Genomic DNA, 20,165 nt, shown 5'->3' with positions numbered 1-20,165 from the left:
TAGCGCGCTATTTTTAGCCCTGCAGAGTGTCCCGAAAGCAGAGAGCAGAAACCAAGCCCACCACCAGCGCAACTACGATGACAAGGAGCGAATTAATAAGTGCCACTGCTGGGTCACCTGTTTGCATAACGGCAGACACTAAGGCGACGCCCACTACGGATCCCACTTGGCGGGAGGTGTTATACACACCGGATGCAGCACCCATGAGCTCCGGCGAAATATCGCGCAAGGTGGTAGCTGCGTTGGAACCCCAGATGAAGGACTGCCCCACGCCAAGGCCTGCAATGGGCAGCCCGAGCACCCACGGCAAGGCGTCTACATGCATCACCCACCATGCCGCAAGCAGAGAAAGAATAAGGAGGGAAAATCCCACCACTCCAAGAATTCGAGGATTCACATAATCCGCCATAATTCCCGCGAGCGGAGATATCAGTAGAGAAACCAGAGCCATTGGCGCCACGATAATGCCAGCCTCGCCTGCCGGAATGCCCTGCATGGTCTGCAGCCACAACATGATGGGTAGCATCACTGCAGCCGCCATAAACCCCATGGCAATAATGCCCACCGAGCCGGCAAGGTAATTGCGGTCGCGAAAGAGCGTCAGCGGCACCAGCGGGCTCGCCCCGCGGGCATCGGCGGTAGCCTGCAACCGAATAAAACCTGCGCTAGCGATTGCTCCGGCGAGCAGAATAAGCCAAATGGTCCAGCCCCACCCCAGTACTGGTCCCTGTTGGATGCCAAAGACAATCGCCGCCAACGCGATCAGAGAAACAACGGCCGATGGCGCATCGATGGACTGCGCGGTAGTAGGCAACTCGGGCACCCACAACAGCGCCAGCACGATGGCCAGCACCACGAAAGGAATGTGTACCCAAAAGGCGGCCTGCCAACCGAAGTTTCCCACTAAGAAGCCTCCGGCGAGTGGACCGACAAGTGCTGCAATCGAGCCGATTACACCCCACACGCCCAACGCACGTCCACGGCGCTCGCGTGCGAAGATTCGGTTGATGACGGACATACTTTGCGGCATCTGGAGAGATGCCCCTACGCCTTGCACGGCACGCGCGGCAATGAGTACTTCTACTTGGGGAGCTATGGCACAAACCATCGCACCGACCCCGAAGATAGCCACGCCCAGACAAAACATCCGGCGTTGGCCCAAAACGTCGCCCAGACGGCCGGCGAAGAGCAACGGCACCACTGCAGCCAATAAATAGGACGCGGATACCCACATGGCCTGGTTTACACCCGCGTCTAGATCACGTTGCAGGTTCGGCAGCGCGACCGCCACCATGGATTGGTCCAGAAGAGACACAAAGAATCCCAGGGACAGTGCAAACATGGCGCGCCATGCTTGGCGCTCAGGCGGCAAGTGCGTCTCCACAGTCATAGCCATAAAGTCTAGCGGGGCCAGAATTATCGGCCTAGACTGGCCGCATGTCCATGATTGATATCAAAAAGCCCCAAGACGTATCTACCGCCACTACTGTCACCCTCGGCCTTATCGGCGGGTGGGTGACCGCCCGCGAGACCGGAATCCGCCCGCTCGGCGGCGTTATCCTCGCCGCCGCTGGCGTGTGGGCAGGCCGCTCTTGGGCAAAGAAAACCACTCCGGCTACCACTGCTGGCCTGTGTGCACTCTACGTGGGCGCATTCGGCGCCTCCCACCCGTTGGCGAAGAAGATTGGCGCCTGGCCAGCCGTCCTTAGCGTGACCACGGCCTCGGCGGGCGCAGCCTATGCGCTTTCCGACGCCAAGTAATCCCCCCCCACACACACAAAATGCGCACCATGCCCGAAGACATGGTGCGCATTTTTAGTTTTAGTGTGCTGCGAGTTTTTACTTGGCAACACTAAACTCGGCCGCAGCTTCCTCGCTGCCCAAGGCGACGGTGCCGCCAGGGAGGTTAAAGAAGGAAGGCTTGGACTCAAGGAGGCCGAGCAGGGCGTCGGAAAGCTGCTGCGTATGCTCATCGCACGCCGCGCGGGTGGAGTTAAACTCGCCGACGCTGATGGTGCCATCCGCAGCCACCTTGTAGGTGGTGGTGTAAGTATTGCAGCCATCATTCATCACCAAGGAGTGGTCCTTGGCAAATTCGACGCTAAACTTTCCTTCTTCCTTAATGGAGTGGAGAGTTCCAGTGATGGTCTGCCCCTCGATGTGAGGCTCCAGCTTCTCCGCGCCCTTCGGCAGCGGGGCAATAAGCCCAGAGTTGGTCGGCGCGGTCATGCTGAACCCCGGATCAATGGAGGGCACCTGCGCGGCATTGGCAACGCCCACGCCCATGAGTGCAACAGCGGACAGCGAAAAAATTGCGGTCTTCTTGAAATGCATACCCAATAATTTACCCCCGCCGAATATAAATTCAACGGGGGTAGATAAACCTTTATGGAATCGCCAGGGACCCCACAGGAAGTCGCTTATTTATTGCGGCCAGCTTCATAGGCAGCGCCGACCTTGTAGAGGCGGTCATCTTCGAAGGCTGGCGCCATGATCTGCAGACCGGTGGGCAAATTGGTATCGCTGGCCAGACCGGATGGCACAGACATGCCGCACAGTCCAGCCAGGTTCAGCGGCAGAGTGCACAGGTCAAAGTTGTACATGGCCATCGGATCCTCGGCCTTCTCCCCCAGCTTGAACGCGGTAGTCGGGGTGGTCGGGGAAACAAGTACGTCAACCTGCTCGAAGGCGCGAGCAAAGTCCTGGGCAATGAGCGTACGCACGCGCTGCGCCTGCAGATAGTAGGCATCGTAGTAGCCCACGGACAGCGCATAAGTGCCCAGCATGATGCGGCGCTTGACCTCCGGGCCAAAGCCTTCTGCACGAGACTGGGACATGACCTGCTCGGCAGAGTGGGAGCCGTCATCGCCGGCGCGCAGGCCGTAGCGCATGCCATCGAAACGCGCCAGGTTAGAGGACACCTCGCACGGCATGATCAGGTAGTACGCAGCCAGTGCGTCATCGAAGTGCGGGCAATCTACCTCGACAATTTCCGCACCCTGCTCGCGCAACTGCTCAACGGCGGCGTGGTAGTTCTCCATCACGCCTTCCTGCCAGCCATCGCGCTCAAATTGCTTAATCAGGCCGACCTTGACTCCAGAGAGGTCACCCTTAGCACCCTCGCGTGCAGCGGCGACAACCGGCGCTACCGGCTTATCAACAGAAGTGGCATCGAAAGCATCGTGGCCAGCGATGACCTCGTGCAGGAGCGCGGTATCGAGGACAGTGCGGCCGCACGGGCCCGCTTGGTCGAGGGACGAGGCAGCAGCGATAAGACCGTAGCGGGACACGGTGCCGTAGGTCGGCTTTACGCCTACGGTATTGGTCAGCGCAGCTGGCTGGCGGATGGAACCGCCGGTATCGGTACCAATGCCAAGCGGCGCCTGACCAGAGGCGAGTGCGGCAGCGGTGCCACCGCCGGAGCCGCCTGGGGTGCGCTCCGTGTCATAAGGGTTATGCGCTGGGCCAAAAGCAGAGTTCTCATTGGAAGAACCCATAGCAAACTCATCCAGGTTGGTCTTGCCCAGGATGGGGATTCCAGCCTCGCGCAGGCGCTTGGTCACGGTAGCGTCATAGGGAGAAACGTAGCCCTCCAGCATCTTGGAAGCAGCGGTTGTCGGCGCATCGGTGGTAACCAGCAGGTCCTTAAGCGCCAGCGGCACGCCGGCCAGACCAGAAGCAGGCTCTTCACCGGCATCGAGTGCCTTATCCACGGCGTCGGCAGCCGCGAGGGCTTCTTCCGCGCCCACATGCAGGAAGGAGTTAAGCTCCTCGTTGGTCGCCGCAATACGGTCTAGGAATGCCTGGGTTACCTCGCGGGAAGTAATTTCACGGGCGTGAATCTTCTCCGCCAGCTCGGCAGCAGTCAGGGAGGTCAGGCCCTCCGCGGGAACGGTCAGGTTAGACATTTATTCTCCTCCCAGGATCTGTGGCACAACGAAGCGCTCTTCTTCTACGGCCGGTGCTTGGTCCAAGGCCTGTTCTGCAGTAAGGGTGCGCACAATAACGTCCTCGCGCATCGGGGCGTCCACGGAGTGCGGGTGGCTCATCGGCTCCACGCCCTCGGTATCAACGTTTCCCACCGCGGAAACCGAATCAACAATTTCATCAATCTGCGTTGCGAACTGGGCTAGCTCTTCCTCACTCAGGGCCAGGCGGGAAAGCTTGGCGAGGTGGGCTACCTCATCACGCGAAATCTCAGACACGCGAACTCCATCCTTTTTCTGCATAATTGACACGCGGGTGAAAAATATTCACCATCAGCATGTACTATGTGAATTGCTAACGACCCATGGTACTGCACCGACCACGACGGTTGCCGCGTCACCCCAAATTTGCGTTGCTTGAAGCCCGCACTGTGACGCACGTATCATGTCTGGGACTACAAACTACCGAAAGCGTGCAAGACCATGTCCTTTTTGATCCGCGTACTGCTCCCCGATGCTCCTGGCAGCTTGGGCCAGCTTGCCGACGCCTTTGGACTCGTCGATGGCAATATCCAATCGGTCGATATCGTAGAAAACTTTCCCGATGGAACAGTCATGGATGACATTGTCATTGAGTTGCCGCAAGGCACCATGGCCGATGTCCTCATCACCGCCGCCTCCTCCGTCGAGGGCGTGGAGGTCGACTCCATCCGCCCATTCAGCGGCCGCGTAGACCGCCGCGGGCAAATCGAGCTCCTTGCACGAGTTGCCCATGCCACGAATGTCACTGCCGCTATGGAAGAGGTAGTAGCCGCGATCCCAAGGGCTCTAACCTCCACGTGGTGCATCGTCATCGACAATAACGAGCCCATCCACCGCGTAGCTTCTTCCAATGCCGCCCCCGAAGATGATGGAACCGTACCTCACGATATTGAGGTGGAAAGCGCCCGCGTGCTCAGCCCTGATCGTGATGAATGGATCCCGGAAAGTTGGTCGCTACTCGATTCCGCCTTGGCCGCCGCCCCGCTCGGCGATACCGGCCTAGTTATAGCCATGGGCCGCACCGGCGGCCCTGACTACCTAGCCTCCGAGGTGGAGCACCTAGGTCACATCGGCACCATCTTGGGCAGCTTCCTCAAGTAGCCGGACCGATTTAGGCTTCACCTGTTTCTAGTAGCTGCTGGAATTCCGCTTCATTGAGAATCGGGATTTCCAGCTCACGGGCCTTGTCCTCCTTGGAGCCCGCGTTCTCACCGGCCACCACATAGGAGGTCTTCTTCGAGACCGAACCGGTAGCCTTTCCCCCGCGAGAAACAATAGCTTCTTTCGCGGAATCACGGGTGAAGTTCTCCAAGCTGCCGGTCACCACGATGGTCAGACCCTCTAGAGTCTGCTCCTTGTGGTCTTCCACCGCTACCTCCATAGCCACCCCTGCGGCAGCCCATTTGTCCACGATAGTGCGGTGCCAGTCCACTTCGAACCAATCATGGAAAGATTGTGCGATGGTCATACCCACGCCATCGACTTCTGCCAGCTCCTCCGTTTTGGCTGCGCGTAGCTTTTCCATGGATCCATAGCGGGAGGCCAGCGCCCGAGCGGCAATTGGCCCCACGTGGCGAATAGACAGCGCGACCAGGACGCGCCAGAAGTCACGGCCTTTGACCTCATCCAGATTCTTTAACAAGTTCTGTCCGGCCGTATTGACCTTGACATTTCCTTCTTTTTTGGTGCGCTTGTCCTTTGTATCCTTCTTCGCCGTGTAGACGTCCGAGGCCAGGAGCTTTTCCTCGGTGAGCTCGAAAAGCTCTGATTCGTCGACGAGAATGCCATTTTCAATTAAGTCCATTGCCCCCTTCTCGCCCAGGGCCTCAATGTCCAGTGCCTTGCGCGAGGCCAAATACTCCAAGCGCGCGGAAAGCTGTGCTGGGCACGATTGGGTATTGGGGCACCGCCAATCCGCGTCGCCGTCTTTTTGTGGGGCCAACTTCGTGCCGCATGCCGGGCAGTTCTCCGGGAATGCCCACTCATACTCGCTACCATCGCGCTGCTCGCGCACTGGTCCGAGCACCTCCGGGATAATCTCGCCCGCCTTGCGAATGATGACGGTATCCCCGATAAGCACGCCCTTGCGCTTTACCTCGGACTGATTATGCAAGGTAGCCATGGACACTGTGGAACCGGAGACAAAGACCGGCTCCATAATGGCAAACGGGGTCACTCGCCCGGTACGCCCAACACCCACCTCAATGCCCTTAAGCTTTGTAGTCACCTCTTCCGGTGGATACTTATAGGCAATGGCCCAGCGCGGGGCGCGGGAAGTCGCACCCAGTGCGCGCTGCGAGCCCAAATCATCTACCTTGACGACGAGTCCATCCATCTCAAAGATGGCATCGTGGCGGTGTTCTGCCCAATGTGCCACCTCGTCCTGGACCTGCTCAGCCGAGTAAACCTGCTTGGTATATGGGGAAACGGGCAGCCCCCAAGCCGCAATTGCCTTATAGGCATCATGTTGGGAGGTGGGTGAAAATCCCTCGCGCGCGCCTAGGCCGTGACACACCATTTTCAGGCGGCGCTTTTTCACCTCGGCGGGATCCTTCATGCGCAGTCCACCTGCCGCGGCATTGCGCGGATTAGCAAACTTTTCCTTGCCATCGGCCGCGCGCTCCTCATTGATTTCTTCAAAATCCTCGGGGCGCATATAGACTTCGCCGCGAATCTCGATCAGCTCTGGGACCGGGTATTCATCTGTCCCCTTGAGCTCATGCGGAATGTCTTCAATCACGCGTGCATTAGCAGTGATGTCTTCGCCCACCGTGCCATCGCCACGGGTCGCGGCGGTGGTCAGGCGCCCATTGCGATAGACCAAATCGATAGACAAGCCATCAATCTTGAGCTCAGTGAGATAAGTCTTTGCTGGGGTTCTTTCGAGCCAATCCTGCATCTCGCCAGCGCTAAAGACATTGTCCAAGCTCATCATGCGCTCAAGGTGTTCAATATCCTCACCGGCGCTCGGTGCAGCACCCACCTGCTGGGTAGGTGAATCAGGCACGGCAAGCTCAGGATGTTCTTCTTCGAGTGCAAGAAGGCGTTGGAAGAGGGCATCAAAGTCGGCGTCGGGAATAGCCGGCTCACCGTTGTAGTACAGGTTGCGGTGGCGGCGCACTTCCTGCGCAAGGTCATTCCATTCACGGTGCAGATCAACTGGATTAGTCACGCTGCTCAAGTGTAGCTATCCCTCGTGTCGGGGCTAGCTACTAAGGTATTGATCATGACTTTCGACGCCTCCCACATGCTCGCCTTCGACCTTGAGACCACCTCGGCCAATCCCAAAGAAGCCCGCATCGTCACCTCTGCCTTAGTCCGCATTGATGGCCGCGATGTACAAAAGGTGGAGCACCTCGCCGATCCCGGAATCGAGATCCCGGAGGAAGCGACCAACGTGCATGGCATCACTACCGAAAAGGCCCGCGCCGAGGGCCGACCGCACGAAGAGGTTCTGAAGGATACAGTCGAGGCCATCAAGGCCGCCTGGGAGGATGGTCTAACGCTCATTGTCTACAACGCTGCTTTTGATCTCACCGTGCTGCGGAGCCTCACCGGCGATTTCACGGTCACCGGCCCAGTCTATGACCCCTATGTAATCGACCGCGTCAGTGATAAGTGGCGCAAGGGCAAGCGCACCCTTGGCGCCGTGTGCGAGCACTACGGCGTCGAGTTGGGCAACGCCCACGAAGCTACTGCCGACGCCCTCGCAGCCGCCCGCGTCGCTTGGAAACAGGTACGCCAGCACTACCCCAACTTGGCGCAGATGGATGAAAACGAGCTCATGGAATTCCAGGCGGTCAAGTGGTACGAGGATCGGACTGCATTTAAGAAATACCTAGAGGGCAAGGGCCGCGATGCCTCGGATGTCTCGACTGCATGGCCCCTCATCGGATAAAGTCTCCCAAATCTCCTAGATCTCCAAGTACGGCTAAAAGTCTCCCAAATCTCCGATAACAAGGGTTACACTAGCGTTATGGAAAATCCGTTCCGCCCTACATTCGGCGCTCCTCCCCTGTTCTGGGTCGGGCGCGGTATCGTGCTCGATAGCTTCCGAACTGCGCTCGATGGCTCGGCAGGCAATGCTTCCCGCTCCATGGTGCTCAGCGGTGCAAGGGGCATCGGCAAGACTGTTCTCATCAACGAGTTGGAGGACATCGCCGAGGCCCGAGGGTGGGTAACGCTACGCGCCTCAGGGCGCTCCACCATGGTCGAGGAACTGGTCAATACCACCATCCCCAGGCTGCTTGAACAACTCTCTCCGAGCGACAAAAAGAAGGTCAGCCGCATCGGCATCGGCGGCGTGGGATCAATCGGCTTCGACCATCAAAAGGAAGATCGCTTCACCCCCACGCTGAATACTCGCCTGCGTGAGCTTTCCACAGAGCTAAAAGGCACCGGAATCCTGCTTACCATCGACGAGGTGCAAGACGCCGATGTCGATGAACTCACCACCATCGCCGTGGCCTACCAAGACCTGGTGCGCGATGAAATTGATATCGCTTTGGTAGCCGCCGGCCTTCCCCAAGGGGTCAACCACCTATTGGATTTGCCCGGGGTGACGTTTCTGCGCCGGGCCCAGAAGTTCGTCTTAGGACCGCTGTCTCCGGCCAATTCGCAGCAGGCTCTAGAGCACACAGCGTCTGGCTCGGGGTTAGAGTTTAGCCCCGAGGCGACTAGGGACGCCGCAGCGCTTACGCGCGGCTACCCGTACCTCGTGCAATTGGTTGGCTCGCTGGCATGGGAGCGCAGTCGCCAGAACCAAGAAAGTGGCATTTCTCAGGAGACGATTGCCTCGATAGCTCCAGATGCGATTTCAATTATGGGCGCGCAGGTACACCAGCCTGCGACGTTGACCTTGCCACCGGCACAGCGGGAGTTTTTGGAAGCAATGGCCGCAGTGGAGCTAGACGGCGTGGCCACCATCGCCGACATAGCAGGACACATGGACCGCACTGTACGATCCTTGTCCGCCACTCGCCAGCGGCTTATCGACGCCGACCTGATCGAACCCACCGCACACGGCAAACTGCGCTACGTCATCCCTTATATGGGCGAATACTTCACCGCCACGGATAGCCGCGGGCGTGTCGATTAAAGATCGCCGGCGTCCCGGACGAGGATGTCGGCGGTCTCAGTGACAGAACGAAGCGAACTAGCCGAAGCCGCACTGGGAAAAACATCGAAGTGGTCGACCAATAGCTCGCGCGGCATACCTATGCGATCAAGGTGGGAAGCTAGGGCGATTGCTTCCTCCCTCGCATCTTTGCCGAGAATGCCCAAGCCGATGCGGTAGCCCGCACTGAGGTGCTCGCCCAATCCGTCATAGTGCTGTGGGGTGGAAAGCTGCTGGCGAAAGCGCGAATCAACCAAAAAAGTCTTCGCTGCGCGCGCCACCGACCAAATAGGCGCAGCATGCACATAGTCGGCCTCAAACGCTAAAAGGCTTTCTAGGACGACTTCCTCTGGGACCGCTGGTATCGAGTCAAAATCAGTAGTCCCGGGAATCCGGCCAGCAATGATATCTGCCAGTAGCGGTTCATCGAGTTGTACGTGCACCTCGCCGTGGAAACGGCTTGCCACATCGTGGGCATGGGTGTGGAGGCCGTGTAAGAGGGCGTCGGAAAGCTCTGCGAAAGCGCTAGAGTCAGTGAACACGCGGTGGCCATCGGAGAGCTCGATGCTCGCCGCCAAAGACCAGGGCCCCAAGGCTTGCACCTTAATGTGGGAAACCGTCTCGCCCCAGACCCCCTGAACCTCATCGAGGTCGCGTTCTAAGCGATCCCAGGTCCGCCGCGTCAAAAGCTGCGGACGCGCAGTCATGCGCCACGACCGCGGACCACGATCGATATTGATGGCTTCGAGCATGCTGGCCGTACGCCCAACCGCATCGGAGCCGAGTCCCCTATCAGGAAGCTGCGGGATAGCGGGAAGGTCAGTCTCACTGATTATGATGTCCGCCGCCTCCGCTACGGAAGTGCCGGGCATGGGGCCAAGTGCAAAGCCGGCCATCTAGGCCGTCCCGCAAATGGTGCCGGACCCGATAACGATATCGCCAAGCTCGTCTGGCGACGGCAAATACAGCACCGCCGCCTGGCCACGAGCCACGCCGGAAAGCGGTTCCTTAAGCTCAAGGCGCATCTCATCCGCATCGCGGTCGACGTGCGCGACACAAGGCACCACGGAACCATGCGCACGCACCTGAACCTCGCACTCGAAGTCCCCATCCATGGCTGGGTGAAGGTACTTCAGGCGGTCAGCTTGAATTGAGGTCACGGCCAAGTCCTCGCGGGCACCGACGGTCACCGTGCCCGTAGAAGCATCGATGTCGGTGACGTAGCGGGGACGGCCGTCGGCAGCCGGCGCCTTGATGTCTAGGCCCTTTCGCTGACCGATGGTGTAGTTCCATGCACCATCGTGCTCTTTAAGCTCCGTGCCCTCCTGATCCACGATCAGGCCAGGGCGAAGCCCGATGCGAGCGCCCAAAAATGCCTGAGTGTTGCCGTCGGGAATGAAGCAAATATCATAGGAATCCGGCTTCTTCGCGGTGGAAAAGCCATGCGCCGCGGCCTCTTCACGGATCTGCGGCTTCGGGGTATCTCCAATCGGGAAAAAGCAGTGCTCCAGCTCTTCGGCCGAGATGACGCCCAGGACATAAGACTGATCCTTATTCTCATCCAAAGAACGGCGCATGTAGCCGTTTTCGTCAATGGTGGCATAGTGACCCGTCGCCACAGCATCGAAGCCAAGCGCCATGCCCTTTTGTAGCAGTGCTCGGAACTTAATCTTCTCGTTGCAGCGCAAGCAAGGATTAGGTGTCTCGCCGCGAGCATAGGAATCCACGAAGTCCGTGATGACTTCTTCTCTAAATTCCTCCGAAAAATCCCACACATAGAAGGGGATGCCCAACTTATCGCAGATGCGGCGAGCATCGGCTGAATCCTCCAGCGAGCAGCAACCGCGCGCTTTCTCTCTGGTTTGCTGCGCGTCCTTGTGCAGGGCGAGGTGAACGCCAATCACCTCATGGCCAGCTTCTACCGCCCGGGCGGCGGCAACAGATGAGTCCACGCCGCCGGACATGGCAACCAATACTCGCATCTCGCTCCCCAATTCACCTTGACTACAGGCCCGAAAGTCTACTCCCTAGCCCCAACGCGGTTTAAATCGAATCCATTCCCTAAGCTTGTGTCACATGGGAAGAAAGCGAGCCTCCACCGAACAAGGAATCATCGGCACCTACGAAATCTCGACCGGAACAGCCGAGGTTGTGGCGGATGAGTTCCGCGATGGAGCCTATATCCTCAACGTTAACGGCGTGCCGAGTAGCCACATCGTGCTGGGCGAGCCAGAAGAATTGGAGTTCGAATACATGCGTTGGATTGCAGCGGCCGTCGAACACCTCAATACTCGGCCAGCGAATAAGCTGCGTGTCACCCACCTAGGTGGCGCAGGCTGCTCCCTTCCACGCTATTTTGCCAGCAAGCTCCCGGGTAGCCGCCACACGGTGGTCGAACTCGACGCCAAACTGGGGGAATTGGTGCGTACGCTTTTCGACGTCCCCCGTTCCCCTACCGTGAAGATCCGCGCCGGCGAAGCACGCAAAGAAACCGAGGGGTTCCTGCCCGCCAGCCGCGACATCATCATCCGTGATGTATTTGCTGGCGATAAGACTCCGGCTAGCCTCACCACCGTGGAGTTCTTCCAGGCTGCAAAGCAGGCACTAGAGCCAGGTGGACTCTATATTGCCAATTGCGGAGACCATTCTGATCTGCAGCTAGCAAAAAGCGAACTGGCCGGACTAAGCAAGGTTTTTGACCACCTCGCGGTCATCGCGGACCCACCAATGCTTAAAGGCCGGCGCTACGGAAACATCATCCTTATAGCCTCGGATACAGAAATGCCAGCCGAGGGCTCCATTGAAGCCGCTCAGCTGGCTAAGGCACTCCTTGGCGGGGCGGTGCCTGCCCACTACAAGGACGAGGCGTGGACCCGCGCGTTTTTCGCTGGTGCTACTGCAGCACGCGATTAAGTAGCGTGGCTACTTGGCCCGCATCGAAATCGGGAACATCAGCGCCAGCCTTCTTGGCCGCGTTCTTAGCCTCCGAAACTTCGGACTCGGAGACATTGCCAGACTTAACGTTGTTCACGTGACCGGCATTGTCCAACAGGATTGCTAGGTCACTGACAGAGAAGTTCCCCTTTGCCATATCACCCAGATCTTCTACTGGGAGGGCATCCTTGTCCTGCAAGGTCTTCACGAAGCCTGCTAGACCTTGCGCTGCTTGGGGGTCAAGGCCGGACTTTTCGGCGGCGTCGACAAGCTGTGGTATCGCAATCAGTCCTGCTGCGAGGGCTAGGATAGCGCCGATAAGCGGCGTGCTGTCCGAGCTTAGGTCAACGCCATCGCCCACCACGAGCTGTTCGAGCGCGCCGCCGACATCCACATAATTTCCATCGCTAAAGGACTGCAGCTGCTGCTTGGAACCATTAAAAAGGTTCATATCAACGTCGGTAGGAATTCCTGCCACTTTGCCGGAGCCAGAACGCTGCCAGAAGGATAGCTTCTTCCAGCCACCCACGGCCTCGGGCGCCTGATCCTGATAGGCCGCAAGCCACAACGGCATATCCGAGAACTTCTGGGAGTTATTCATCTGCCCCATCCAGAAGTACTTGTAGGTGTAGATCATGGGAGTGCGGCCGGTAAGGCGCTTGAGCTCGCTGGTAAATTCTTCGATCCACTGCTCCAACTGGGCCGCGGATTTACCTTCATCCACCTCGATATCGAGTGCGGGAGGCAATGTCTGATCTGGCGCCAGCGCAATCTGCGCGGCAAAGTTCGCCGCTTGCGTTTTGGCGTCAGTCGATGGACGAGCGTAGTGATATGCGCCTGTCTTAAGGCCGGCAGCGTGGGCGGCCTGAACATCTTCGACGTAGTGCGGATTTACCCAATCCCCACCCTCAGTTGCTTTTACAAATGCAAAAGACTGACCGTCAGTACGTACCTTAGACCAATCGATGGGCGTGCCGCCCGGGTGCTGGTGTGCCGCAACGTCCACGCCCTTAGGGGCGCCAAAGCTCACCGCCTGGGCAACAGCGGTACCACTAATAGCTAGTGCAGCCACGGTAACTACCGCAGTAATACTCTTTCGGAGTGCCTTCTTTGAAGTCATGCGCGTGAGTCTAACAATGGTTTCACTCTATCAACATCTTTAACACGCGCCACTTGAGATAATTTTCTTTTCTTCTATTCCTGTCACCGTAGGCAATTTCACCATTTAGAACATATTTTTGCCTCCCCTCTTGTGGCGGGCGCACCCACAGCGTAAGATAGACACCCTGAAGATTAGTTCAGCAGTTCTAATATTCGGGGGAAATAATTTTGGAAGCCTATTACATAGTCAATGATCCTAAAGATCCATTAGCAGTTAAAGCTACCGAAATCAGAAAGCAAGATTACCTTTTCTGGAAAGACGCCAAACCAGACTTAGAAGACGATTTCGACATTACTTGCCATACCCTTGCCACCCGTACGGGATTGAGTGAGCGGCGCACGCGCGATATAACCATGGCGCTCTACCGGCTGGCTGAGTTACCTCTAACAATGGCCCTGCAGGAAACCTACTACTTCCTGGATTTCTCTCGCCTCATTACTATCGACGCCGTACTTAGCAAGCTCGGTGATGTCCCTGCGGAAACCCTCGAGAGGATAGACCAAGAACTATCTCGTTATTTGACCCCCTCGAAGCCGGGACAGGTACTACCCTCCAACACGAATTTACGGCGAAAACTCAATGGCCTCATTGCTATTGAAAACCCATCCACCGAAGAAAACAAAGAGGCTCCCACGAAGAATAACACCTATTTCACCTACTCCAGCTTCGGTGGCAAAGCCGGGCTAGCAGTTGAATTTGACGAAACTACCCTTATAGCTATCGACGAACACATCAGCAAAGCCGCCGAGGAACATGGCCTTTCCAAGGCAGAAGCACTGGCCAAATTGATTCTGGGTGAAATTGAGTCTCGGATTAAGGTAGTTCTGCATATGTATCGCGCCCATGATCAGGAGTCTGCACCCGCGTTTATCCGGGGATTCGGATGGGTAAGCCCAGAGACCGCGGATAACCTGCGCCCCGCTCAGACGCGAGACATGGACTTAGCCAAAGAAATGGAAAGCGAAAGCTACGTTACTCCCCCGCTCATAGGCGCCTATGTGGAAGGCCGCGATGGGGTGTGCCGCTGGCCGGGGTGCTACCGCCCTGCGGAAAGCTGCCAGAAAGACCACCGCATTGACCATGCTCGGGGAGGGAAAACTGCAGGGAGCAATTTGGCTTCACTATGCCAGCACCACCATAACGTCAAGACTGACGGCGGTGCTTTTTATATCATGGATCCGCACACTGGGGACATTGTGTGGCTGTTTGATGATGGGCGCTGGGAATATGACGAGCCCCAAGGACCGCTAGCACCCAAGAACAAGAACTGGGCGCTAACGGTGGGCCAAGCTATCGCCGCCCGACGGGCAGCGGCGAAGGAAAGGAATGAAAGCTAGACGGATCGGGCTCGGGAGATTACCTCGGGAAGATGAGCCAACACGTAATCGACATCTTCTTCCGAAGTAAGCCGGCCTAGCGTAAAGCGCAAGGAACCGATTCCTTCAGCCTCGCTTACTCCCATCGCTTCCAGAACGTGAGACATGCGGTTTACACCTGCGCTACAGGCGCTGCCGGTTGAGGCCTCAATCTGCAGGGAATCTAGCAGCATGATGAGGCTATCGCCATCTGCACCAGGGAAAGAGAAGTGCAAGTGAGAAGGCAAACACGGTTCAGTGGAATTGATGACTGCATTGTCAATGGTGGCGAGAATTCCATCGCGGAGCTTATTGCGAAGCGCGGAAATCCGCTCACCTTGAGTAGAAATTTCCGCGACGGATTCCTCCAAAGCCGCTGCTAGACCGGAAGCACCAGCGACGTCGACAGTTCCAGGACGAATTCCGCGCTCCTGCCCACCGCCATAGGCAATGGGTTGGGGTGAGGGACTCCGCTTGGCTAGAAGTAGGCCAATGCCGCGGGGACCGCCGAACTTGTGGGCGCTAGCTGCAAGGCTGGTGATCCCTAGGTGGGAAAAGTCGATGGGAACCTTTCCTACCGCTTGCACGGCATCAACGTGTACCGGTGTACCCACTGCGCTGGCTCGGGCGGCAATATCTTCGATGGGTTGAATGGCGCCGGTTTCGTTATTGGCCCACATGCAGGTAGCGACGTCGGCAAGCGTGTCTAGAGCCGACAGGTCTGCTATGTGTCCGGAGCGATCGACAGGAAGAATCTCGACGGCAGCACCCGAATTGTGCAGCTTAGCCACGGTAGCGCGCACGGCGGGATGCTCAATATCGGTGGAAACTATGCGGTTTGTTTTACCGGCCGCATAAAGTCCCTGAATGGCGATATTGTCTGCCTCTGTGCCAGAAGAAGTGAAAATCACCTCGATTGGCTCGCAGCCGAGGAGTGAAGCAACCTTCTCGCGGGCATCATCGAGCACAGACCGAGCCTTGCGGCCGGAACCATACTGCGCGCCGGAGTTCAGGGAGCCAGCCGCAGCTACCCACGCGTCAATCGCGCTCTGGCGCATCGGCTGGGTAGCAGCGTAGTCAAAATAATGCGGCATTACTGACGTGCCTTCAGTTCCTCGGTCAAGGCTGGGGCGATTTCATGGAGGTCGCCCACAACGCCAAGGTCCGCGATCTGGAAAAATGGCTCATCCTGGTCCTGGTTGACCACCACAATAGTGCCAGAGGTCTGCATGCCGGAGGTGTGTTGGATAGCGCCGGAGATGCCCAAACCGATGTAGAGCTCAGGCGAAACGGTAACGCCAGTCTGGCCGATCTGATAGGCAGCGTCATAGAAGCCTTCGTCTACCGCATCGCGGGTAGCGCCGACTGCGGCGCCGAGGGCGTCGGCAAGCGGCTCGACAACATCACCGAATTCATCACCCACGCCCCGGCCGCCAGCGACGACCACCTTGGCTTCGGTAATTTCCGGACGTGCAGATTTCCGGGCAGGGGTAAAGGAAGTTACCTTGACATCTTTGCCAGTAGCGGCCGGCAACGGCATCGGGGCTGGTTGCGCTTCCACCTGCTGTGGTGCGGCCTCTACCGCGCCTGGGCGCAGCGTATAGATCGGGCACTGGCCGGTAGCGGTAGAGGTAGTCTCATAGGAGCCACCAAAAATGGTCATCTGGGCGGAACCATCAGCGGCGATGCCGCTGACATTGACCAGTGCGCCGGAAGCGAGGCGGGCAGCTAGGCGGCCGGCAATCTCGTTATTGGCGGGAGTTGCGGCCAGCACGATAGGTGCGGGGTTCGCGGCGCCGAGAGCATGCAAGGCATCGACTTCTGGAATCAGGAGGCGCTGGTCATAGTCTTCGGCCGTTGCTTGGACCACCTGCGCGGCGCCAAGGGCGGCAAGGTCAGCATCGAACTTATCTGCCTGCTTGCCGACGACCACTGCAGACACCGTACCCAATTCGCGCGCGGCCGTAATCAGTTCTCCGGTAACGGGAAGGACTTTTTCCGCATCGTGCTCAACTAATACGTAAACGTGAGACATATCGACTCCTAAATCAAGTTCTTTGCGGCTAGGAAGTCAGCGATCTTCTTCGCTGCGTCTTGCGGGTTGGGCTCAGAAATAACCTCGCCAGCGGTGCGCGGTGGGCGCTTTTCGGCGGCCGAAACGGAGGTAGTGGGCGCAATTGCCTCAATTCCCAAATCAGCTAAGGAGAAAGTAGTGATTTCCGCCTTCTTAGCGGCCATCAATCCCTTGAAGTTAGGGAAGCGCGGCTTGTCGCTCTTATCGTTCACAGAAACAATTGCAGGCAGCGGCGCTTCTAGTTCCCAGGTGCCACGCGCATCATCTCGCGTGCCACGCAGCGTGCCGCCCGCCAGCTCTACCTTGTGCAGCCCGGTAAGGGCAGGCAGCTGGCGGTATTCGGCGAGCAATCCAGTAAGTAGGCCGGTCGAGGCATCGGAGGCCTCGGTGCCAGCGGTGATCAATTGGACGTCGTCAAGCTTGTTCAGCGCAGCGTTGAGAGTCCATGCGGTCGACAGCGCATCCGCTCCCGCCAGCGAATCATCGGAGACAAGCACCGCGTCATCGGCACCCATAGCCAGTGCCTTGCGCAATGCTTCGTCTGCCTGGGCCGGCCCCATGGTCAGCGCTACTACCTTATAACCCGCATCCGGGTTGTCGTCGCGCAGGCGCAGGGCTTGTTCCACGGAATACTCATTAACCTCATCAATGACGTTATCCACGGAGGTGCGATCCAGGGTGTGGTCATCTTCCAAAGACTTGGTAGACCACGTATCCGGCACGTGTTTGACCAGAGCCACGATAGTTGGCATTGGGCACTCACCTTTCCGATATATTTATGTTGCGTAATTATCCTCGGACGATGATACTCGGGGTTTGCACAGCAAGGCGATTCCTTGTGCGCCAATTCGCGTAATGATTACCGCAAAAGGCTTCTTCCCCTTGAGCTTCATCTTCTTCCGCAGCTGGTCAGGGTCCACTTCTACCCCGCGCACGAGGATTTCCAAGCTCCCCGCGTCATAGGATTTAAGTACGGATTTTAATCTCTTTAGGGGTACTTTTTCTATGAATGGAAAACCCGAGGTTCCCTCCGGAATCCTCTCCCCTGTAAGGTACGCGATGCGCTCATCGATTTGGTGCAACCCTTCCCGTGCCGCGTAATGCCGCACCAAGCCGGAGCGCACAATGGCACCGTCCGGGTCAATGAGGTAGCTACCAATCTCTCCGGCCTCGGGCAGGTTTGTTTCTTTATCATCGAGGACGTCTAGCTTGTGTCCACGAATCATTACTGCCCTTCGGCCGGTTCCTAGGCCTGGGGTATAAAGGCAGGCTTCTTTTACTCCGCCGTCGACGCTTGCGACGGTAACAAGGCCGTTCCATTCGCTGAAATCAAGGCCGGGTGCACACTTAATGGCCAATTCCTTGCCGCGATGCTTGTCGACGACCTCTGGAAGCGGTGGCACGAGATCCTCCGGCCGGGTGATTCTTCTACCTCCGGCGCGACGGGCGGGATCTGCAAGGAGGACATCGGCAGTCGTTGTAGTGGTGAGCGCATCAGCGCGAAAGATCTTGGTCGAAGAAAGATTGTGCCTCGCCATTCTCACGCGCGACTCGTCCAAGTCTGAGCCAAAGTAGTCGAGCGGAGAATCTAGACCTTCCGTACCGATGGAGCAGGTGATGTCGTGGACGCTGCTCACCCCCTGCTCTGCAAGAAACTCCGCCCGGTATGCCGCAACCTCGACGGGGGTTGCTTGTTGGGCTGAGTCGGCGTCCATCAGCCAATCACTGGGAAGCTTGCCCGAACTACGTGCGGTCACCAGTTCCATGACTGCGCGTCCATAGTCGCCGAACTTCTCTTTCAAGACTTCGGTGTCTTTAAGCCGAGAAGCCTTGGTCAAGGCGAGATCGAGGTGAGCAATTTCCTCGTGGTGCTCAATCAAGAAGCTGACTTCTGCGGGGGTATAACTCATATGCGGTCTAAAGGGGTGGTGGAAAAGAATTCGCGGTAACGAGGGTCCTCGCGCGGATCCCCGATAACAGGGCGCAGGTCAGAAAAGGACGCATCATCGAGGACTTCTTGAACCGAGGAGTATCTGCTCAGCCTTTGCATCTGCGCCCAAGTAGGAATGACTAGGCGCACCAGCCCGGCGCGCCAGCCGTCCAAGATGAGCTGGGGAGAAAACCATCCGGCATCGTCCGCCTCGTCGGTATCCCCATCGGGTTCTTGGCCAGAAGGCAGCACCCCGACGAAAAAGAAAGTGTCGAACCAGTGGCTTTTTCCCTTTCCTACCCACCGGGCCCAGGGAAGGAGCATATCGGCGTCGACACGCATGCCGTTATTGCTGAGGAATTCGGTAAAGGAAATGGTGTGGCTCTCGAGTAGTTTTCGCTCCTTGTGATACCGCCGTGCATTGGAGACAATTCCGTCTTCGCGGATGGCAAAGAGGGTGCCGGCTTCCTCAAAGAGCTCTCGGGCAGCGGCGAATACTAGGGCGTGCGCTTTGTACTTTGTTACGCCCATCCGTCGGGCCATGGAGATGACGGATTTTCCGGCCCATAGCTCGCCCGAGTCCCAGGAACGCGGTGGAAAGTCGCGTGGGTCTACGCCGCCGCCGGGAAAGACCGAATGCCCCGGGTAATTGTGCATGGTGTGCACGCGCTCTTGTACCCATACTTCAAGACCATCGACGCCGTCCCGTAGGAGCAGGACGGTTGCCGCCAAGCGCCCACCGTTAAAGCCGGTGGTATCGCTGGCGTCAACGGCATCGATACGGTCATGAAAAGGGTTGGTCATAGAGAAGCTCGGCGGGCGAAGTATCGCTGTCCAATGCGGTCCACCTGAATGGGCTGGTGGAAGGCGCGAGTCAGGTTTTCTGAGGTGAGGACTGAATTAATCAGACCTTTTGCCACTACCTTACCCTCATCCAGCAGCATGGCGTGGGTAAATCCGTATGGGATCTCCTCCACGTGGTGGGTGATCATGATGATGGCTGGGGCATCTGGATCCATGGCTAGATCGCCGAGGTATCCCACCAGGTCTTCGCGGCCTCCCAGGTCCATTCCGGCGGAAGGCTCGTCTAGGATGAGCAGCTCTGGGTTAGTCATGAGTGCGCGGGCGAGGACGACGCGCTTCTTTTCGCCCTCTGATAATGTTCCCCAGGTGCGCTCTTTCAGGTGGGTTGCACCTACCTGGGCCAAAATCTCATCAGCGCGGGAGAAGTCCATGTCCTGATATTCCTCCCGCCAGCGGCCCAGCACTGCATAGCCTGCGGAGACGACGAGATCGTCCACGCGCTCATTTTCGGGGATTCGCGATTGCACTGCAGCGGAGGAGATGCCGATGAGCGCGCGCAGATCGCGCATATCAGTTTTGCCGATCTGCTCCCCCATCAGAAAGGCGGTGCCCTTTGAAGGGAATTCTTCGGCCGCGGCCATGCGCACTAGCGAGGTCTTACCCGCGCCATTGGGGCCAATAATGACCCAGCGCTCATCGAGTTCCACCTGCCAGTCCACAGGACCAACGAGGGTCTTGCCGCCGCGGCGCAACTCGACGCCGCGAAAATCTACGAGCCAATCTTGATCTGTAGGAGTTACGTCGTTCACGCCCTCCATTGTG

General features: G+C 57.9%; 20 protein-coding genes. 6 read left to right on the top strand and 14 right to left on the bottom strand.

Annotation, left to right across the window (positions count from 1 at the left end):
• Positions 1-13: 13 nt before the first annotated feature.
• Complete coding sequence (locus tag ACP8J1_RS05095) at positions 14-1,390, bottom strand: DHA2 family efflux MFS transporter permease subunit (RefSeq protein WP_034656450.1); 1,377 nt, start codon at positions 1,388-1,390, stop codon at positions 14-16.
• A 47-nt stretch (positions 1,391-1,437) separates the two neighbouring features.
• Between ACP8J1_RS05095 and ACP8J1_RS05090 the strand changes: the two genes are divergently transcribed.
• Positions 1,438-1,761, top strand: a complete 324-nt coding sequence (locus ACP8J1_RS05090; RefSeq protein ID WP_023021721.1) for a hypothetical protein — start codon at positions 1,438-1,440, stop codon at positions 1,759-1,761.
• Positions 1,762-1,839: 78 nt separating this feature from the next.
• On the opposite strand, the gene ACP8J1_RS05085 is transcribed toward ACP8J1_RS05090, so the two are convergent.
• The 3 genes from ACP8J1_RS05085 to gatC form a co-directional block, all read right to left on the bottom strand.
• On the bottom strand, positions 1,840-2,334 hold the full coding sequence (locus tag ACP8J1_RS05085; RefSeq protein ID WP_023021722.1) for an META domain-containing protein: 495 nt from the start codon (positions 2,332-2,334) through the stop codon (positions 1,840-1,842).
• A gap of 86 nt (positions 2,335-2,420) precedes the next feature.
• Complete coding sequence (gatA, locus tag ACP8J1_RS05080) at positions 2,421-3,908, bottom strand: Asp-tRNA(Asn)/Glu-tRNA(Gln) amidotransferase subunit GatA (protein WP_023021723.1); 1,488 nt, start codon at positions 3,906-3,908, stop codon at positions 2,421-2,423.
• Entirely contained in the window at positions 3,909-4,205 is a 297-nt protein-coding gene (gene gatC, locus ACP8J1_RS05075) for an Asp-tRNA(Asn)/Glu-tRNA(Gln) amidotransferase subunit GatC (RefSeq protein WP_034656449.1), read from the bottom strand.
• A 204-nt stretch (positions 4,206-4,409) separates the two neighbouring features.
• Here gatC and ACP8J1_RS05070 point away from each other — a divergent pair, with 204 nt between their 5' ends.
• Positions 4,410-5,069, top strand: a complete 660-nt coding sequence (locus tag ACP8J1_RS05070; RefSeq protein WP_023021725.1) for an ACT domain-containing protein — start codon at positions 4,410-4,412, stop codon at positions 5,067-5,069.
• 10 nt (positions 5,070-5,079) lie between these two features.
• Here ACP8J1_RS05070 and ligA read toward each other — a convergent pair whose 3' ends face one another.
• Positions 5,080-7,149 carry an NAD-dependent DNA ligase LigA gene (ligA, locus tag ACP8J1_RS05065; RefSeq protein ID WP_084538702.1) on the bottom strand — a complete coding sequence of 690 codons (2,070 nt, stop codon included), beginning with the start codon at positions 7,147-7,149 and terminating at the stop codon, positions 5,080-5,082.
• Positions 7,150-7,194: 45 nt separating this feature from the next.
• Here ligA and ACP8J1_RS05060 point away from each other — a divergent pair, with 45 nt between their 5' ends.
• Together ACP8J1_RS05060 and ACP8J1_RS05055 are read left to right on the top strand one after the other, a co-directional pair.
• On the top strand, positions 7,195-7,866 hold the full coding sequence (locus ACP8J1_RS05060) for a 3'-5' exonuclease (protein ID WP_023021727.1): 672 nt from the start codon (positions 7,195-7,197) through the stop codon (positions 7,864-7,866).
• 78 nt (positions 7,867-7,944) lie between these two features.
• Positions 7,945-9,066 carry an ATP-binding protein gene (locus tag ACP8J1_RS05055; protein WP_023021728.1) on the top strand — a complete coding sequence of 374 codons (1,122 nt, stop codon included), beginning with the start codon at positions 7,945-7,947 and terminating at the stop codon, positions 9,064-9,066.
• Here the strand turns inward: ACP8J1_RS05055 and ACP8J1_RS05050 are convergent.
• Together ACP8J1_RS05050 and mnmA are read right to left on the bottom strand one after the other, a co-directional pair.
• Positions 9,063-9,956 carry a uroporphyrinogen decarboxylase/cobalamine-independent methonine synthase family protein gene (locus ACP8J1_RS05050; protein WP_369707470.1) on the bottom strand — a complete coding sequence of 298 codons (894 nt, stop codon included), beginning with the start codon at positions 9,954-9,956 and terminating at the stop codon, positions 9,063-9,065. The two genes, ACP8J1_RS05055 and ACP8J1_RS05050, sit on opposite strands and share 4 nt — an antisense overlap.
• A gap of 24 nt (positions 9,957-9,980) precedes the next feature.
• Positions 9,981-11,066 carry a tRNA 2-thiouridine(34) synthase MnmA gene (mnmA, locus tag ACP8J1_RS05045; RefSeq protein WP_023021730.1) on the bottom strand — a complete coding sequence of 362 codons (1,086 nt, stop codon included), beginning with the start codon at positions 11,064-11,066 and terminating at the stop codon, positions 9,981-9,983.
• A gap of 94 nt (positions 11,067-11,160) precedes the next feature.
• Between mnmA and ACP8J1_RS05040 the strand changes: the two genes are divergently transcribed.
• Positions 11,161-11,997, top strand: coding sequence for a spermidine synthase (locus ACP8J1_RS05040; RefSeq protein ID WP_023021731.1), 837 nt, complete (start codon positions 11,161-11,163; stop codon positions 11,995-11,997).
• Here ACP8J1_RS05040 and ACP8J1_RS05035 read toward each other — a convergent pair.
• Positions 11,978-13,138, bottom strand: a complete 1,161-nt coding sequence (locus ACP8J1_RS05035; protein ID WP_023021732.1) for a glycoside hydrolase family 25 protein — start codon at positions 13,136-13,138, stop codon at positions 11,978-11,980. The genes ACP8J1_RS05040 and ACP8J1_RS05035 overlap by 20 nt on opposite strands.
• A gap of 431 nt (positions 13,139-13,569) precedes the next feature.
• On the opposite strand from ACP8J1_RS05035, the gene ACP8J1_RS05030 reads away from it, so the two are divergent.
• Positions 13,570-14,517 carry an HNH endonuclease signature motif containing protein gene (locus tag ACP8J1_RS05030; RefSeq protein ID WP_232212589.1) on the top strand — a complete coding sequence of 316 codons (948 nt, stop codon included), beginning with the start codon at positions 13,570-13,572 and terminating at the stop codon, positions 14,515-14,517.
• On the opposite strand, the gene ACP8J1_RS05025 is transcribed toward ACP8J1_RS05030, so the two are convergent.
• The 6 genes from ACP8J1_RS05025 to ACP8J1_RS05000 are packed head-to-tail and all read right to left on the bottom strand — an operon-like array spanning position 14,514 to position 20,161.
• The gene (locus ACP8J1_RS05025; RefSeq protein WP_023021734.1) at positions 14,514-15,629 is read right to left on the bottom strand and encodes a cysteine desulfurase family protein; all 1,116 of its coding nucleotides are present in this window, start codon (positions 15,627-15,629) and stop codon (positions 14,514-14,516) included. The genes ACP8J1_RS05030 and ACP8J1_RS05025 overlap by 4 nt on opposite strands.
• A complete protein-coding gene (locus ACP8J1_RS05020; RefSeq protein ID WP_023021735.1) occupies positions 15,629-16,570 on the bottom strand; it encodes an electron transfer flavoprotein subunit alpha/FixB family protein in 942 nt (313 codons plus the stop codon). Before ACP8J1_RS05020 ends, ACP8J1_RS05025 begins: the two co-directional genes overlap by 1 nt.
• An 8-nt stretch (positions 16,571-16,578) precedes the next feature.
• Positions 16,579-17,361 (bottom strand): electron transfer flavoprotein subunit beta/FixA family protein, encoded by a 783-nt coding sequence (locus ACP8J1_RS05015; protein WP_023021736.1) that lies wholly within the window; start codon positions 17,359-17,361, stop codon positions 16,579-16,581.
• A gap of 24 nt (positions 17,362-17,385) precedes the next feature.
• Positions 17,386-18,519 (bottom strand): THUMP-like domain-containing protein, encoded by a 1,134-nt coding sequence (locus tag ACP8J1_RS05010; protein WP_023021737.1) that lies wholly within the window; start codon positions 18,517-18,519, stop codon positions 17,386-17,388.
• Positions 18,516-19,343 carry an NUDIX hydrolase gene (locus ACP8J1_RS05005; protein ID WP_023021738.1) on the bottom strand — a complete coding sequence of 276 codons (828 nt, stop codon included), beginning with the start codon at positions 19,341-19,343 and terminating at the stop codon, positions 18,516-18,518. Before ACP8J1_RS05005 ends, ACP8J1_RS05010 begins: the two co-directional genes overlap by 4 nt.
• A complete protein-coding gene (locus ACP8J1_RS05000; protein ID WP_023021739.1) occupies positions 19,340-20,161 on the bottom strand; it encodes an ABC transporter ATP-binding protein in 822 nt (273 codons plus the stop codon). The genes ACP8J1_RS05005 and ACP8J1_RS05000 overlap by 4 nt, the downstream gene beginning before the upstream one ends.
• Positions 20,162-20,165 lie beyond the last annotated feature (4 nt).

The sequence above is a fragment of the Corynebacterium sp. LaCa_205 genome (assembly GCF_057458085.1).
This window is presented reverse-complemented; position numbering and strand designations above follow the sequence as displayed.